General features: G+C 69.1%; 12 protein-coding genes. 3 read left to right on the forward strand and 9 right to left on the reverse strand.

The genetic code is table 11. The features are described 5' to 3' along the window. Positions 1-50: 50 nt before the first annotated feature. From OG504_RS20990 to OG504_RS21010, 5 genes are all read right to left on the reverse strand, one after another. Positions 51-2,468 (reverse strand): galactose oxidase-like domain-containing protein, encoded by a 2,418-nt coding sequence (locus tag OG504_RS20990; RefSeq protein ID WP_405991211.1) that lies wholly within the window; start codon positions 2,466-2,468, stop codon positions 51-53. After that, entirely contained in the window at positions 2,465-3,655 is a 1,191-nt protein-coding gene (locus OG504_RS20995; RefSeq protein ID WP_405991212.1) for a glycosyltransferase, read from the reverse strand. Before OG504_RS20995 ends, OG504_RS20990 begins: the two co-directional genes overlap by 4 nt. Next, positions 3,655-5,301 carry an ArnT family glycosyltransferase gene (locus OG504_RS21000; protein ID WP_405991213.1) on the reverse strand — a complete coding sequence of 549 codons (1,647 nt, stop codon included), beginning with the start codon at positions 5,299-5,301 and terminating at the stop codon, positions 3,655-3,657. Before OG504_RS21000 ends, OG504_RS20995 begins: the two co-directional genes overlap by 1 nt. Beyond that, positions 5,298-6,566, reverse strand: coding sequence for a glycosyltransferase (locus tag OG504_RS21005; RefSeq protein WP_405991214.1), 1,269 nt, complete (start codon positions 6,564-6,566; stop codon positions 5,298-5,300). The genes OG504_RS21000 and OG504_RS21005 overlap by 4 nt, the downstream gene beginning before the upstream one ends. A 191-nt stretch (positions 6,567-6,757) precedes the next feature. Further along, on the reverse strand, positions 6,758-8,788 hold the full coding sequence (locus tag OG504_RS21010) for a thioredoxin domain-containing protein (protein ID WP_405991215.1): 2,031 nt from the start codon (positions 8,786-8,788) through the stop codon (positions 6,758-6,760). Between the two features lie 159 nt (positions 8,789-8,947). On the opposite strand from OG504_RS21010, the gene OG504_RS21015 reads away from it, so the two are divergent. Continuing rightward, positions 8,948-12,151 carry a tetratricopeptide repeat protein gene (locus OG504_RS21015; RefSeq protein ID WP_405991216.1) on the forward strand — a complete coding sequence of 1,068 codons (3,204 nt, stop codon included), beginning with the start codon at positions 8,948-8,950 and terminating at the stop codon, positions 12,149-12,151. Positions 12,152-12,216: 65 nt separating this feature from the next. Here OG504_RS21015 and OG504_RS21020 read toward each other — a convergent pair whose 3' ends face one another. Together OG504_RS21020 and mca are read right to left on the reverse strand one after the other, a co-directional pair. Beyond that, complete coding sequence (locus OG504_RS21020; protein ID WP_405991217.1) at positions 12,217-12,486, reverse strand: hypothetical protein; 270 nt, start codon at positions 12,484-12,486, stop codon at positions 12,217-12,219. Further along, positions 12,479-13,339, reverse strand: a complete 861-nt coding sequence (gene mca, locus OG504_RS21025) for a mycothiol conjugate amidase Mca (RefSeq protein ID WP_405996386.1) — start codon at positions 13,337-13,339, stop codon at positions 12,479-12,481. Before mca ends, OG504_RS21020 begins: the two co-directional genes overlap by 8 nt. Before the next feature lie 148 nt (positions 13,340-13,487). Here mca and OG504_RS21030 point away from each other — a divergent pair, with 148 nt between their 5' ends. Together OG504_RS21030 and greA are read left to right on the forward strand one after the other, a co-directional pair. Beyond that, positions 13,488-13,886: a DUF4307 domain-containing protein gene (locus tag OG504_RS21030; RefSeq protein WP_318018488.1), complete on the forward strand. Its 399-nt coding sequence runs from the start codon at positions 13,488-13,490 to the stop codon at positions 13,884-13,886. Positions 13,887-14,054: 168 nt separating this feature from the next. After that, a complete protein-coding gene (gene greA / locus OG504_RS21035; RefSeq protein WP_033285239.1) occupies positions 14,055-14,555 on the forward strand; it encodes a transcription elongation factor GreA in 501 nt (166 codons plus the stop codon). A 114-nt stretch (positions 14,556-14,669) separates the two neighbouring features. Here greA and OG504_RS21040 read toward each other — a convergent pair whose 3' ends face one another. Together OG504_RS21040 and OG504_RS21045 are read right to left on the reverse strand one after the other, a co-directional pair. Next, positions 14,670-15,527 (reverse strand): ABC transporter permease, encoded by an 858-nt coding sequence (locus OG504_RS21040; protein WP_405991218.1) that lies wholly within the window; start codon positions 15,525-15,527, stop codon positions 14,670-14,672. Then, positions 15,524-16,540: an ATP-binding cassette domain-containing protein gene (locus OG504_RS21045; RefSeq protein WP_405991219.1), complete on the reverse strand. Its 1,017-nt coding sequence runs from the start codon at positions 16,538-16,540 to the stop codon at positions 15,524-15,526. Before OG504_RS21045 ends, OG504_RS21040 begins: the two co-directional genes overlap by 4 nt. Position 16,541: the final 1 nt, after the last annotated feature.

Below are 16,541 nucleotides of genomic sequence, written 5' to 3' on the forward strand. Positions count from 1 at the left end.
GGCGCACACCCCCAACAGGGTGGCGCCCTCGCCGAGTTCGTAGGCGGCAACTACCCCTTCTTCTTCACGGTCTTCACGTCACCCTTCCCGCACGCCACCCCGTCCCTGTTCGGGTCGAGCCGCAGCGGGTCGTCCTTGCCGTTGACCTTCAGGCGGCCGTAGTCGTTCTGCTGGAGCCATGAACAGCGGGCCGCAGTCGTCGACTTGACCTCCGACGGGAAGACGGTCGGGACGCAGACGTTGATCGTGCCGTAGTGGCGGTCGCAGCCGGAGATGGTCGGGCTGACCTTCTGCGAGGTGCGCTTCTTGCCGGGCTCGGTGACCTTGCCCGTCAGGGAGTCCGCGAAGGAGTGGACGTGGGCCGAGGCGTCCGAGGCGGTCAGTGCCGAAGGGCCTTGCAGATGGACCCACTTGGCCACCGACGGGACCCCGTTGGCGTCGACCGCGAAGAGCATGTACCAGCCGGGCGGGGCCAGGTTGGGGTTGCTCGTCACGTTCAGGTCGACCGTGTTGCCGTTCACCGACAGCGGCAGGTCCACGAACCGCTGGTTCGGGTCCGAGGAGTGCGTGACCGCGGCCGGGCGGATCAACTCGGCCTTGGCGATGGGCCGGTCGACGGTGATCGTCTGGGTGTCGCCGTACTCCCACTCGTTGTCGATGACCGAAGTGATCGTCGGCCGCGTGCCCTTGAGGAGATACGGCGGGGTGTAGATCGACACGTTGTGGTTCCAGGTGCCGTTGCCCGGGTTGTCACCGGTCGACATCACCCGGCCGTCCGGCAGCAGGAACGACGACGAGTGGTAGCCCCGCGCCTCGGGATCGGCGGCCACCGGGTCGAACGTCGTGGTCGCCGGGTCGAAGATCGACGCCTCGTAGACGGGGTTCGCGCGGTTGTGCAGGCCGCCGCCCGTCTCCAGCACCGTGCCGTCCGGCAGTACTACGGCGGACACGTACATCTTTCCCTGGCTGCCGGTCTCGGCCACCGGACCGTTCCCCAAGTCGACTGTCCCCTGCGGGATTTGGGGACCGACCGTGTACGTCGGGTTCGCGGCCTTGAGGTCGATGATGTCGGTCAGCCGGTTCGCGTCCGGGTTGGAGTCGATGTTGCCGCCGCCGATGGTGAGGACCTTCTGGTCCTGCGCCGGAGGCAGCAACACGCTTGCGGACTGGTCGCGTTCGTCCTTGTTCTGCAGCCCGGACACCGACGTGATCGTGTTCGCGCCGTAGTCGTAGATCGCGCTGCCCGTCCCCGGGATGTTGTTCCCGAAGACATGGCTGCCCGTGTAGAAGAGCCGGCCGTCCTGCATCAGGACCATCGACGGGTACAGCCCCCAGTACGACCACGTCTGGTTGACCTGCGACAACGGCAGCCACTTCTGCTGGGCGTCCGACCAGTACTCGGCGGTCACCGAACCCGTCGAGTCCTCGCGCAGCCCGCCGAAGGAGATGACGTCACCGTTGCCGAGCTCGGTCGCCGACGGGTACCAGTGACCGTCGTTGAGGTCGTTCGTCTTGCTGTACGTCTCGGTCACCGGGTCGAAGATGTACGAGTCCTTGTACCCCTCGTACCCGTGCGAACCGTCCGCCGCCGGGAACGCCTTGTTGCCGCTGAGCACCAGCACCCGGCCGTCCTGCAACTGGATGTGCCCCGAGCAGAACATGTCCTTCGGCGTCGGGATCACCTTGTACGTCCCGGCCACCGGGTCGTACACCGCACTCGTGAACGTCCCCGCGTCGAACTGCTCCTCGCTGTTCCCGGATCCCGCGATCAGCAGCACCTTGCCGTTGTTGAGCACGACGGAGTGCATGGAACGCACCGGGTTCTGGGTCGGGAGCACGTCCCAACGGCCGTTCGCGCACTCCTCGGCGGTGGCCGTACAGGTCGCGGGCGGAAGCGTGTCCGGGACCTGGTCCATCGTGTAGTCGTCGGTGGTCGCGGACCCGGTGCCGTAGACCGAGACGCCCCAGGTGATCCGGTCGGTACCGGCGGGCACCTCGGGCGTACGGACCGTGGCCTGGGTCCAACTGCCCTGCATCTCCAGGGTCTTGAGGTCGGTCCAGTACTGCCAACCGGCCGTCGCGTCGTGCCGGAACAGCGTGATGTTCGCGTCCGGCGTGGTCGTCTTGTACCAGAGCCCGAGGTCGTACTGCTTGCCCGCCGTCACCACCGGCGCGCAGGCCGTCGACTCGGTGATCAGCGCCTTGCGGTCGCCGTCCACCCGCCGCGTCACGGTGACCTTCATGGCCTTCGAACCGGAGTGCGCGTCCGAAGTCGTGGAGAAATCAAAGTCGTTGTCGCCCCAGCCGGACTTCTCCCAGCAGGACGGCATCCCATCACTGCCCGCCGTCTCGAAGCCCGGATTGACGACGAGGTTCGCGGCCTCGGCGGACTGCGGCGAGGTGAGCAGCAGGCCGGCGGTCAGGGCGCCCACCCCGACGAAGGCGGTTCTTCTGCGGTACTTGTTCACACGGCTCTCCTTGCGGCTGTACGACTCCCTTTGCGGCGCGGGAGGTAGACCAGGGCCTCGGTGCCGACGAAGCGCAGGACGAAGGTCATGACCAGCGCGAGCGCGGTCGCCGGCACGGCGCCCATGCCGAACTTGTGGACGAACAGGGCGATCAGCGGGATCCGCAGCACCAGATCGGCGTTGGCCAGCAGCGCGAACCGGCCCGCCCGGTCCCACCAGGTGCGGTGCCGGCGCCGGTCGCGGAACAGGAGGTGCTCGATGAGCAGGAAGTTCCAGGCCACGCCGAGCTGGTTGGCGAGGATCTCGGCGGGGACGTAGTGCATGCCCGTCTTGGTGAGCGCCCACAGGCCGACCAGGTTCGGGACGAAGCCGGTCGCGCCGATCAGGCCGAACACGATCATGCGCGCGACCGGCGAGGCGGTGCGCAGGCCGAGGAGGTGGCGGAGGAAGCGAAAGCCTTCCTGCGCCGTCGACTTGGACTCTCCGGCGAACCGGTCCTGGAAGACGAACGGCACCTCGGTGACCTGGCGCGGACGGCTGCGTACGGCGAGTTCGAGCAGGATCTTGTAGCCGAGCGGCTTGAGCGCCTCCGCCGTCACCGCGCTGCGGCGGATCGCGAAGAAGCCGCTCATCGGGTCGCTGATACCGCGGAGTCTGCGCGGGAAGAGCGTCTTGGTCAGCCAAGTCGCCCCGCGGGAGACGGCGATGCGGTATCCGCCCGCCAGTCCCTCGCGGCTGCCGCCCTTGATGTAGCGGGAGGCGACGACGAGCCCGGCGTTCGCGCGCTCGCCGGTGCCGACCAACTCCGGTACCAGGGACGGCGGATGCTGGAGGTCGCCGTCCATGACCACGATCCAGTCGGACGTCGCCGCCTTGATCCCCTCGACGACCGCACCGCCGAGCCCGCCGACCGCCTCCTCCCGGTGCAGCACGGTGACCGGGAACGGGCAGTCCTGCGCCGCCTGGTAGATCACCTCGGGGGTGTCGTCGGTGGAGTCGTCCACGAAGACGACCTCACAAGGCAGCCTGGTCGGCACCGATTCGGTGATGCGGTGCAGCAACTCCCGTACGTTCGCGGACTCGTTGAAGGTCGGTACGACGATGGTGACGGCACCGGGCTCCGCGATCTCGGCTCCGCGTACGGCCGGATCGCCCAACTCCCCGGGGACTGTGGACTCTTGGCTCATCACTGGGCTCCCACGGTCTCGGACTGGATCTGCCGGATCTCGATGCGGTCGTCGCCGGTGCCGAAGGTGGCGACCGGGGTGGAGTGCTCGATCGCCGCCTTGACGTTGGGCAGGTCGACCGCGTCGCGCCGTACCGTCGGGGAGGCCACGACGTAGTCGATGTCCTTCCAGCCGTGCGGCATCGTCTTGGTGACGGCGGGGTCGAGGTCGGCCTTGTAGAACCAGATGACCCCGAGGCCGGGCCGGTACCCGGCGTGCACCAGGTCCAGCCAGAGCGCGTCGTCGACGAGGACGCGGGTGTCCTTCGGGTCGGCGACCTCGGTGGACAGCCACTTGGAGGCGGCCCGGTAGGGGGCGTTGGCGTCGGTGGTCATGGCGGTGCGGTCGCCGTCGTACCACTTCGGTACGACATAGGCACCGGCCGCGATCGCGAGGACCACGGCGAGGGTGTACCTGCCTCCCGTGACGTATCGTTTCTCCCCTTCCCCACGCCATCTGCGCAGCACCGCGTGGGCGACGGAGGCGGTGCCCCCGGCGAGGACGAGCGCGAGGAAGGGCAGCGCGCCGATGATGTACATCGCGGGCAGGTAGCCGTTGGGCCGCATGGAGACCAGGGCGAGGATCGCCACGGTCATGGCCGGTCCGGCGAGGGAGCGGGCGGTGACCGACCAGCGCCAGGTGACCAGCAGGAGCAGCGCCCCGGCGAGGCCGCCCAGCGGCAGGACGCGGTCGTAGTAGAGCCAGGAGTGAAGGACGCCGTAGGAGCCCGTGCCCTGGTCGAGGATGAAGCCCGAACCCGGCCTGGTCATCTGGTACTTGAGGCCGTCCCACAGGGAGACATGGCCGCTGCCCGGCAGCAACTCGCCCTTGAGCAGGGCGAAGAGGGGGTACGCGAAGCCGATCAGGACGCAGGCGGTGATGGCTCCGGTGAGCGCGAACTTGCGGGTGTCGCGGTGTCCGTGGCGCCACATGGTGAGCAGCAGCGCGGGCAGGACGATGAGCATCGTCTCCTTGGTGAGGACCGAGACCGCACCGGCGAGACCCGCTCCAAAGTGGTGCCAGAGATGGCGACTTGGGGACGCGGCGAGGCAGAACGCGAGCAGCATCCACATCACGGCGATGTTGTCGAGGAAGATCTCCCGCTGGAGGATCACGGACAGCGGGGAAAGACCGAAGAGCACCATGGCGAGTCCGGCCGCCCAGCGCGGCAGCGAGAGCCGGCGGGCGAGGACGTAGACGAGGACCGCGCTGATCGCGCTGATGACCAGCATCGCGAGGCGCATGGTGCCGACGGTCATCGAGTCGGGGCTGAAGTGCGCGGGGATCCAGGTGAGCAGGGCGATCTGGATCCAGCCGAGGGGCGGATGGTCGTACCAGTAGGTGTAGTGGGCAAGGCCGGTGCCCTGTTGGACGGCCCAGGCCTGGGCGAGGTAGGTGCCCTCGTCGTCGCTGAGCGTCGGGTAGTCGGCGATGTTCCAGCCCTGGACGACGAGGATCGCCGCTAGGAGGAGGCCGCAGAGGAGGAGGTCGGGGCGGGAGGAACGGAGCCGTGAAGGTGGCGCTGTTCGACTGGCCGAACCGGTTTCAGGCGCAGGCTGCCGCTGCGCGGGGACCGTGGTGGTCACCGCGGGAAGTGTGGAGGTCACGCAGGAACGTCCTCTCGGATCACTGCGGTTTCGGTGAGGTGCGCGCCGACGTGGGACGTCAACTCCCAGTCGTTCCGACCGCGTTGCTCACGCCACACTGCGCGGATCGCGGCTCCGGCGAGGAGCACCTGGTAGAACGGGCCGCCCACGACGAGCTTCAGATAGTGGACGGCGCGGACGCGGAGTCCGTACTGCTTGCCGAAGTCGTGCAGGCCGACGACCTCGAACACGAAGGTGACGGCGGCGGTGACCAGCGGCAGGAAGGTGAGGAACGCGATGCCCACCGGCACGTCGAGGAAGAGCGCGACCGCCGCGTTGAGCGGGATGATGACCCCGGAGAAGGCCTGCAGAAACGGGGTCATCAGCGTGTAGCGGGCGAGCAACCGCTGCCCGAATCCCGGGAGTTGCTTCCAGTCCTTCTTCCGGTAGACCTGAAGGAAGCCCTGGTTCCAGCGAGTTCGCTGCTTCAGCAACGACATCAGCGAGCCGGGGGTCTCCTCCCGGGTCACCATGTCGGAGTCGTAGGCGACGACGACCTTCTTGCCGACGCTGGACAGCCGGACGCCCAGGTCGCAGTCCTCGGCAAGGCAGTCGGGATCCCAGCCGTCGGCCTCGCGCAGGACGTCGGTCCGTACGAAGACGGTGTTGCCGCCCAGCGGGATGAACCCCTTCTGCGCGTGCAGATGCAGCCGGGACCGGAACCAGAAGAAGTACTCCAGGCAGTTGCGCAGGCTGTACCAGCTGGAGTTGAAGTTGATGAGCTGGACGCCCCCTTGGACGACGTCCGCTCCCGTCGTCCGGAACGCGTGGTCGACGTGGGCGAGCAGCGCCGGATGGACCTGGTCCTCGGCGTCGAAGACCCCGACGACATCGCCGCGGCAGTGCGGCAGCGCCGTGTTCATGGCCTTCGGTTTGTTCTTCTTCTCGTGCGTGTCGACGACGACACGGACGCGCGGGTCGCGCTCGGCGGCGCTGTTCGCCACCGCCGCGGTCTCGGGATCGTCGTGCCCCACGATCACGATGATCTCGAAGTCGGTGTGCGTGGACTCCAGCAGCCGCTGGATGGTGTGGTCGAGCACGGCCTGTTCGTGCCGGGCCGGCAGCAGCAGCGAGAACGAGACGTGCTCGTCCCCGTCCGGTCTGCTGAATCGGGTGGAGGCGAGCACTTCGGGCGTACGCCACGCGTGCATCTGCCACCACAGGGTGAAGGCGGCCATCCAGAACAAGGCCAGCGAAACGACAGCGATGAAGACGGACGTCAGCAAAACAGATCCCCCCAGATCTCAATCCCCCTGGCGCGACGGTGAGTTACAGCCGTCGCGGCACGAGGCAGAGACTATGGGTGATCTGTGAAGCGAACAGGTGATTTCAGTGAAGAGCGTGTTTCGTCACAATGCGGCTCCCCATGAGCATTTCTCGCACTGGTCGCGTTTGAGGTGGTTACGACTCTGTCGTTTCACCTGTTCAGCGCGGTGCGCAGCCGCTCGGGGTCGGTCGTCGGCGCGTCGCAGGTAAAGTTACGGCAAACGTACGCGGCCGGTCCACCGTCGATCAAGGGCCGGTCGGCGAGCAACGGCAGTTCGTCACTCTCCGCCACCCCGAAGGCGACCACGGCCCCGGGCGCGGTCCCCAGAAGTGCCGTACGGTGCAAGGCTTTTGCCCCTTCGTCGCCGAGCGAGGGCCCTACGACGGCGACCTCGCGCGGCCCGTCGAGATACGCCTCGGCGACGGCCAGCCCCCACCCGATGAACCGCGGCACGCGCGGCCCGAGCGCCTTCACGACCCCCAACGCCCGTTCTGCGGCGGTGCGATGGGGCTCGGCACCGGTCTGCGCGGCGTAGCTGAGCAGCGCACCGGCGGCGGCGGTCCAGCCGGACGGGGTGGCGTTGTCGGTCGGATCCTGCGGCCGACGAATGAGCTGCTCGGCGTCGGAGGCGGTGTCGTACAGGGCTCCCGACTCGTCGACGAACCCGGCGAGCACGTGGTCGAGCAGGAACCCGGCGAACTCCAGCCAGACCCCCTCCCCCGTGACCGAGGCGAGCGCGAGGAAGCCCTCGGCGACATCGGCGTAGTCCTCCAACACCCCGGCGTTCGCCCCGACTTGGCCGTCCTTGCTGGTGCGGGCGAGCTTGGCGTGCTCGTCGAGGTGCAGGCGTACGAGGAGGTCGGCGGCGGAGACGGCGGCCTCGACGAGGTCGGGGCGGTCGAAGTAGGCGCCGGTCTCGGCGAGCGCGGCGATGGCGAGGCCGTTCCAGGCGGCGACCACCTTGTCGTCGCGGCCGGGGGCGGGGCGCTGTGAACGGGCGTCCAGGAGACGGCTCTTGACCGACTCGATCCTCGCGGCGTCGAAGACCCCTTCGCTCTGCGGGAGTTGGAGAACGGACTGCCCCTCTTCGAAGGTCCCGTCCTCGGTCACGCCGAAGTACTGGGCGGCGAGTCCGCCGTCCTCCTCACCCAGAACTTCGGTGAGCTGCGCGGGCGTCCAGACGTAGTAGGCACCTTCGACGTGCTTGCCGGTCCCGTCGTCGCTGTCGGCATCGAGGGCGGACGCGAACCCGCCCTCGTTGGTGCGGAGTTCACGCACGATGAAGTCGGCGGTCTCGACGGCGACACGGCGGGCGAGGTCGGAGCCGGTGCTGCGCCACAGGTGGGCGTAGACCCGGCAGAGCAGGGCGTTGTCGTAGAGCATCTTCTCGAAGTGCGGGACGACCCAGTCACGGTCGACGGAGTAACGGGCGAACCCGCCCGCGAGTTGGTCATAGATCCCGCCGCGGGCCATCCGCTCACAGGTGTCCCGGGCCATCTCCAGGGCGCCCTCGGCGCCGGTGCGGGCGTGATGCCGCAGCAGGAACTCCAGTGCCATGGACGGCGGGAACTTGGGCGCGCCGCCGAATCCGCCGCGCTGCGGGTCGTACTCGCGGGTGAGCCCGAGGAGTGCGCGGGACAGCTCTTCCTCGCCGGGGGCCTCGGTGCTGCCGTAGTCGATCTCGCGCTGGGACAGGTCCCGGGTGATCTTCCCGGCGACCTCGGCGACCTCGTCCCGCCGGTCGGTCCAGGCGCTGCGCACGCCTTCGAGGACCTGCCGGAAGGAGGGCATGCCGTGGCGGGGCGCGGGCGGGAAGTACGTCCCGAAGTAGAAGGGCTCGGCGTCCGGCGTGAGAAACACGGTCATGGGCCAGCCGCCCTGGCCGGTGGCCGCCTGCACGGCCTCCATGTAGACGGCGTCGACGTCGGGGCGTTCCTCGCGGTCGACCTTGACGCTGACGAAGTGCTCGTTGAGGTAGTCGGCGGTGGACTGGTCCTCGAAGGACTCGTGGGCCATGACGTGGCACCAGTGACAGCTGCTGTACCCGACGCTCAGCAGCACCGGTTTGTTCGTCTTCCGCGCCTCCTCGAAGGCCTCGGCCGACCAGGGCCACCAGGCGACGGGGTTGTCGGCGTGCTGGAGGAGGTAGGGGGACGTCTCGTGGGCCAGTCGGTTCGGCATACCCCCATCGTGCCTGACCGGAGTGGGAGGCCGTGGGACCGGCCGCACCTTCCGGTTCCGGTTCCGCTCCGCAAACAGATGATCGTCGCCCCCTCGCGCTAACGCCTCCCCCGAAGGACACTCATAGGCCAAGCAGTTGCCGCCGGAGGGGGACGACACATGCGGGACGGCCATCGGACCGATGCCGAGCGGCTGTTGGCTCGGGCCGTGGAGGAGGAGGTGCGGCGCTCCGGCGGGCGCACGGACGGGCAGGTGCTGCTGGCGCGGTCCCGGGCCGCTCTGGACGCCATGGCGGAGACGGCGGCCGAGGAGTACGCGGCCTATACGGGGGCTCTCGACGAGGCTTCGGCGGGGCAGCTCACCTTCGGACAGCGGTACGGACGGGAGGGTGGAACAACTCCCTTGCTGGTGGCGGGTGTCGGCGCGGTCGCCGCCGTGGTGGCCGACCTCGCCCTCGGCACCGGGACCGGTACGGCCTTCGGCGCCGGGGTGACCGTCGGTGTCGTGGGTGCGGCGGCGACCGTCGTGAAGGTGACCGCCTCGCATCTGCCCGCCGCGCATCACCGCGCCGGGGCCGTGAGCCAGCCCGGTGGTCCGGATCAGTTGCGGTTGCAGTGGCTGACGGCCCTGGAGGTGCGGGGCATCCGGCCGTTCCTGGACCAGCAGCGGGTGCTCGCCGCCTCGACCGGGCCGACGCGGAAGCCGGGGCCGCAGTTGCGCGGTGCGGACAAGAGTGCGGCAGCGCGGAGAAGGAGTGTGCTGGAACAGTCGTTCGGTCAACTCCCGGATGCCGTGGGGGCGTTCGCCGGGCGACGGGCCGAGCTGGCCCGGATCCGGCAGTTGGTGCAGGCGGGCCGCGCGAGTACGGAGACCCGGCCGACCGTGGTCGTGCTGCACGGCGCCCCGGGTTCGGGGCGTACCACCCTCGCGGTGCGGGCCGCGCACGATCTGCGGGACCAGTTCCGCGGGGCCTGCGTGGTGGATCTGCGCGGCGACAGCCCGGGCGAGCCGCCGCTGCCGACCCGTGATGCCCTGCTGCATCTGCTGAACCGGCTCGGCGCACCCCGTGAGCAGTTGCTGTTCCGCGAGCGTTCCTCACCCGACCAACAGGTCAAGCGGCTGGGCGAGTTGTACCACCAGCACCTGACCGGACTGCCGGTGACGATCGTGCTGGACGACGCCTCCGATGTCGGCCAGGTGGCAACGCTGGTGCCCGAGCGTTCGGACAGCCTGGTCGTCGTCACCGCCCGCAAGCCCCTCGACCTGCCCGCCGAACTCGCCGCCTGGGTCCACCAGTTGCCGGTGGAGTCGCTGGACGCGGCGGGCGCGGAGGAGCTGCTGGGCGCGGCGGCGCAGGACGGTTCGGAGCCGTACGACGCCGAATCCGCCGACCACATCAGGGAGTTGTGCGGCGGACTGCCGCTGGCACTGCGGATCGCCGGCTCGTCCCTCGGCCCGCGCTCACCGGGTCAACTGGCCACGGATCTGGGCGCGTACGGCCCGGTGGAGCCGGTCGAGCGGGCGTTGTGGCTGCGCTACACCGACCAGTCCGACCAGGCCCGCAGGCTGCTGCGCCGGCTGGCGCTGGCCGGCCGGGCCTCGCTGGGCGCGGCAGCTGCCGCCGCACTGCTGGGCACGGACGACACCGAGGCCACCCGCCAACTGGATGCCCTGTCCCGGGCGGGCCTCATCGACCATGTCCGCGGCACCCGTTACCGCCTGCACGACCTGGTCCGCGCCTTCGCCCTGGCCCGCCTCCTCGACGAGGAGGAGCCCTCGGAACGTACGGCCGCGCAGGAGCGGTTGATCGTGAACTACGGCGAACTCGCCGACTCCGTACTCCGGTTGGTCGACGGCAACATGTCGACCCGCTCGGACCGGTTCGGCCCGCACGGCTTCACCTCGCTCGACGAGGCGCTGCGCTGGCTGGACGACGAGTCGAGCTTCATCACCTCGACGCTGCGGCACGCGGAGGGCGTCGACCAGGGCGCCGTACTGAATCTGCTGGGCGCGCTGTGCGACTACTGCCTGCTGCGCGGCGACCTCTACCGGCTCGGTGAGATCAGCGAGTTGGCGCAGGCCGTCGACCAGGGCCTCCTTGTCCGCTCGGTGCAGTGGCGCACGGGTATCGCGGCCCGGCAGCTCGGCGAACTCGACAAGGCGCGCACCACCCTCACCTCCGTCGTCGACCTCTACATGGAGGCCCATCACGACGCGGGCGCCGCCCGCGCCCTCTGCTCGCTGGGCATCACCCTCCACCACCAGGGCAACCTCACCGAGGCGGCGGCGAAACTCCGCGAGGCCCTGGACCTGCAAGCCCCGCCCCAACTGGCCACGGACCGCGCCTGGACCATGCACGCCCTGGCCGCCGTGGAGCGGGATCGCGGCCGACTCCCCGAAGCCATGCGGCTGTTGACCGAATCGCTGGTCCTGCACCGCGCGGGCGAATCCGTGCACGGCGAGGCCTGGGCCCACTTCCAGCTCGGCCAACTCGGCCTGCGCATGGGCGACATCCCCCGCGCCGAGTCCGAACTCACCACCGCCCTCGGCCTCTACGGCCGCACCCGCGACGCCCGCGGCGAGGCCTGGGCCCTGACCCAGCTGGCCCGCGCCCGCCTCGTCGCCGGCGACCCGTCCCCCGCGGTCGACGGCCTGCGCCAGGCAGCCGCCCGGCACCGCGACAACGAGGACGCGCGCGGCGAGGCCTGGACGGTCTACTACCTCGGCCAGGCCCTGGAGGAGACCGGCAACCTGGACCTCTCGGTGCGCGAGCTGGAACGCTCCCGCACGATGTTCTCCCGCATGCGCGACGTCTACGGCCTCGCCTGCGCCCGGCACCACTCGGCACGCGTGACCCGCGACCAGCGCGCGGCCCAGACGGGTTCGCTGCGCAACTCCGGGTTCGCCCGCCAGCTCCTGGTCGACGCCCGCGCCGACTTCCAGCGCATCGGCGTCGCCCACGGCGAGGCCTGGACCTGCCTGGAGCTCGCGGTCGTCGACGCGGGCAACGCCCGTACCCAACAGGCACTGAAGCTGTGCGACGAGGCCGTAGGCCTGTTCACCGCGTACGGCGACCACCGCGGCGAGGACTGGGCGCACTTCCTGCGCTCCACGCTGCTGCCGTACGCGGCCCCCGGCGGGGTCGAGGTCGGCACGGCGGTCGCCCAGGAGGAACTGGCCCAGCTGTCCCGCACCAGGCATCCGTACCGCGACGAGAAACTCGACGACTACGTGGAGGCGTACCAGCTGCTGCTGGAGCGGGGCGTGAACCTGGAGGCGGGCTGGCAGGCGTGGCGGCTGGGCATGGTGCCGAGCCGGCATGCACGGGAGGTGATGGGGGTGGCGGTGTCCGGCACCTCCTGAGGTGGGGGGTGACGGTGTCCGGCACCCCCTGAGCACCATTCGTGCAGGCCGCCGGACCCGGCGGGTCAGCCCTGCTTGGCCTTGGGTTCGGCCGGGGCGGCCCCGGACTCGGCCTTCGACTCGGCGGTCGGCCCGGCCTTCGGGTCCGCGCCCTCCTTGAAGTCGACCTTGTTCATCTGCTTGCTCATGGACTTCATCAGGCCCCAGACGGCCAGGGCCATCACCGCGAACACGATGAAGCCGAGGACGCCGGGGGTGACCTTGTTCTCGTCGACCTCGGCGAGGGGGACCAGGTGCGTCATTGCCAGGGCTGCGCTTGAGCTCATGTCAGGCATTGTCGCGGATGCCCGCAAACAGATCGTCCTCGGGGAGGGAGGTATCGACGAGTGACTTCGCGAGCTCGTACTCCTCGGTCGGCCAGACCTCCTTCTGGATCTCCATCGGGACCCGGAACCAGCCGCCGTCGGGGTCGATCTGCGTGGCGTGCGCGAGCAGCGCCTTGTCGCGGATCTCGAAGAACTCGGCGCAGGGGATGTGCGTGGTGAGCGTGCGCTCGACGTGCCCCGAGTCGTTCCACCGCTTGAGCCACTCCTCGTACGGCGACTCCAGGCCGCGCGCCAGCAGCGCGTGGTGCAGGGCCTCGGTGCGCTGCCGGTTGAAGCCCTGGTTGTAGTACAGCTTCTGCGGCTGGTACGCCGGGCCGTACTCCGACTCCGGGTACTTCTCGGTGTCCGTCGCGCCCTCGAACGCCACCATCGAGATCTTGTGGGTCATGATGTGGTCGGGGTGCGGGTAACCGCCGTTCTCGTCATAGGTGGTGATCACCTGCGGGCGGAACGAACGGATCTGCTTCACCAGCTCGCCGGCCGCCTTGTCGACGTCCTCCAGCGCGAAGCAGCCCTCGGGCAGCGGCGGCAGCGGGTCGCCCTCGGGCAGCCCCGAGTCGACGAAGCCGAGCCACTCCTGCTTGATGCCGAGGATCTCGCGGGCCTCGTCCATCTCCTTCTTGCGCACCTCGTGGATGTGCTCCTCGATGTACGTGTCGCCCTGGAGCTTCGGGTTGAGGATGGAGCCGCGCTCCCCGCCCGTGCAGGTCACGACCAGCACGTCCACCCCCTCGGACACGTACTTCGCCATGGTGGCCGCGCCCTTGCTCGACTCGTCGTCGGGGTGCGCGTGGACGGCCATCAGTCGCAGCTGGTCAGTCAAGACTCAATCCTCAGTAAGTCGGCGCCCCGGTGTCCTGGGGTGCGATCGGCGGCTTCTATAGTGACCGAATCCGGGGGCGAATAATTCCGGGGGCCTGCTTAGCGAGCCCCTTGCCGAAAGGACGATCATGAGTACGGCGAGTGCGCGACTGCCCGAGGGCCGTTACGGCCGCTCGTCGGACGAGCGCGCCGACCACAAGCTCAAGATCGCCGGCGCCGTTCTCGCGGCGCTGCTGCTCGCCCTTGTCGGGTACTTCGCCTACCACTACGTCGTCGAGGCCAAGATCAGCGCCGAGGTCATCACCTTCCAGGCCTCGGGCAACGAGGTCAAGGTGCATCTCGAGGTCCACAAGGACTCCGGGACCACCGGCTACTGCACCCTGCGCTCCCAGGCCGCCGACCAGTCCGAGGTGGGCCGCGCGGACTTCCACTTCGGCGGCTCCGCGACCCGCATCGACAGGGTCGTCACCCTGCGCACCACGGCCCGGGGCACCACGGCCGAGCTGCTGGGCTGCCACTCCGACTGACGTCACCCTTGTTACGTAGGCGCTGACCAGCGTTGACGTATGTCTGACGGCTTATGTCCTCCCCCTGACGCCGTTGAATTGTTAGGCTCGTGGTTTCGCCCTTCCATGAAGGAACATTCTTCTGGGTAGGGCGATGCTTTGTATTCCCAGTACCTACGAGGAGCACCTGTGACCCAGACCAGCGAAGACGTCACCTGGCTCACGCAGGAGGCGTACACCAAGCTCAAGGACGAGCTGGAGTACCTGTCTGGTCCCGCGCGCGCCGAGATCACCGTGAAGATCGCGGCCGCTCGCGAGGAGGGCGACCTGCGCGAGAACGGCGGGTACCACGCGGCCAAGGAGGAGCAGGGCAAGCAGGAGCTCCGCATCCGCCAGCTGACCCAGCTTCTGGAGAAGGCCAAGGTCGGCGAGGCTCCGGCGTCGTCGGACGGCGCGGTCGCGCCCGGCATGGTCGTCACGATCGCCTTCGACGGCGACGAGAGCGACACCACGACCTTCCTGCTCGCCTCGCGCGAGTACGCGAGCGCCGACATCGAGACCTACTCGCCTCAGTCCCCGCTGGGCTCCGGCGTGCTCGGCCACAAGGTCGGCGAGGAAGCGCAGTACGAGCTGCCCAACGGCAAGAAGGCCTCGGTGACGATCCTCAAGGCCGAGCCGTACAACGGCTGACCCCTCAGGACCCGCCCTTCGGCGAGCCCCCGGCGACCTTGCGGCGCCGGGGGCTTCGTCGTGCGCGGGAGCTGCCGCGAGGGGCCGTTCCCGTGCCGCGGTTCCCGTGTCGCCTCAGGCCGTCGCCGAGCGGTACTTCCGCACCGCCAGGGTCCGGAATATGAGGATGATCAGGAGCGAGTAGATCAGCGAGGCCCACACCGGGTGCACCATGGGCCAGGCGTCCGAGGGCGACTGTCCCGGGTTGGCGAAGAGCACCCTGCAGGCCTGCACGGTGGCGCTGAAGGGGTTCCACTCGGCGATGTGGCGCAGCCACGGGGTCATGTGGCTGGTGTCGACGAAGGCGTTCGAGATGAACGTCACCGGGAAGAGCCAGATCAGCCCGCCTGAGGTGGCCGCCTCGGGCGTACGGACGCTGAGCCCGATCAGGGCGCCGATCCAGGTGAACGCGTACCCGAGCAGAAGCAGCAGCCCGAAGGCACCGAGCACCTTCCCGGCGTTGGTACCCCCGTCCGACCCGACCCGCCAGCCGACCAGCAGGGCGACTATCGCGAGGACCAGCAGGGTCAGCGCGGTCTGCACGAGGTCCGCGAGGGTCCGTCCGGTCAGCACGGCGCCGCGCGCCATGGGCAGCGAGCGGAACCGGTCGATGAGGCCCTTGTGCATGTCGTCGGCGATGCCCGCGCCGGAGCTGGCGGTGGCGAACGTGACGGTCTGCGCGAAGATGCCGGCCATCAGGAAGTTCTTGTAGTCGGTGGCGCTGGTGCTGCCGCCGATCTGCATGGAACCGCCGAATACGTAGGTGAACAGCACCACGAACATGATGGGTTGGATCAGCCCGAAAATAACCATCTCGGGAATTCGGGACATCCTGATCAAGTTCCGCTTGGCGACGACCAGTGAGTCGTGCACGGACTGGCCCAGCGCGCTGCTCGGCGCCGCGACCGGCGCGGCATCGGTGACGGCACTCACTTCGCGGCCTCCTTCTTGTGCTTGCGGTCCTTGGGGTTCTGGTTCGCTTCCGTGCCGTTCTCCTCGGCCTTCTCCTCGGCCAGGTGGCCCGTCAGGGACAGGAACACGTCGTCGAGGGTGGGGCGGCGGAGGCCGATGTCGTCTATTTCGATGCCGCGGGAGTCGAGCTCGCGGATCACCTCGGCGAGGAGCTTCGCGCCGCCGGTGACGGGCACGGTGAGCTTGCGGGTGTGCTCCTCGACAGTCGTGTCGCCCTTGCCGAAGCCGAGCAACACTTCCGAGGCGATCTGGATGTGGTCGCGCTCGTGCACGACGACCTCGACGCGCTCGCCGCCGGTGCGGGCCTTGAGCTGGTCGGAGGTGCCGCGGGCGATGACGCGGCCGTGGTCGACCACTGCGATGTCGTGCGCGAGGTGGTCGGCCTCTTCCAGGTACTGGGTGGTCAGCAGCAGGGTCGTACCGCCGGAGACGAGCTGTTTGATGACCTCCCACAGCATCTGGCGGTTGCGGGGGTCGAGGCCGGTGGTCGGCTCGTCCATGAACATCACGGGCGGGGAGACGACAAGTGCCGCCGCCAGGTCGAGTCGGCGGCGCATGCCTCCGGAGTAGGTCTTGGCCGTACGGTCGGCCGCGTCCATGAGGTTGAACTGGTCGAGCAGTTGGTCGGCCCGGGCCTTCGCCGTCTTGGCCTTCATCTGGTAGAGCTGGCCGACCATCTGCAGGTTCTCCCGGCCGGTCAGGTACTCGTCGACCGCGGCGAACTGGCCGGAGAGGCCGATGGAGCGCCGCACCTCGTTGGGCTGCTTCAGCACGTCAAGGCCGGCCACGATCAGCTTGCCGCTGTCGGGGCGCAGCAGGGTGGTCAGACAGCGGACGGCGGTCGTCTTGCCCGCGCCGTTGGGCCCGAGGAGGCCCAGCACGGTGCCCTCGGGGACATCGAGGTCGACGCCGTCCAGAGCTTTCACATCGCCGAAGGTTTTCACCAGGCCTTCGGCATAGATGGCGCCTGGCATA

Source organism: Streptomyces sp. NBC_00986 (genome assembly GCF_045162565.1).
GTDB lineage: Bacteria > Actinomycetota > Actinomycetes > Streptomycetales > Streptomycetaceae > Streptomyces.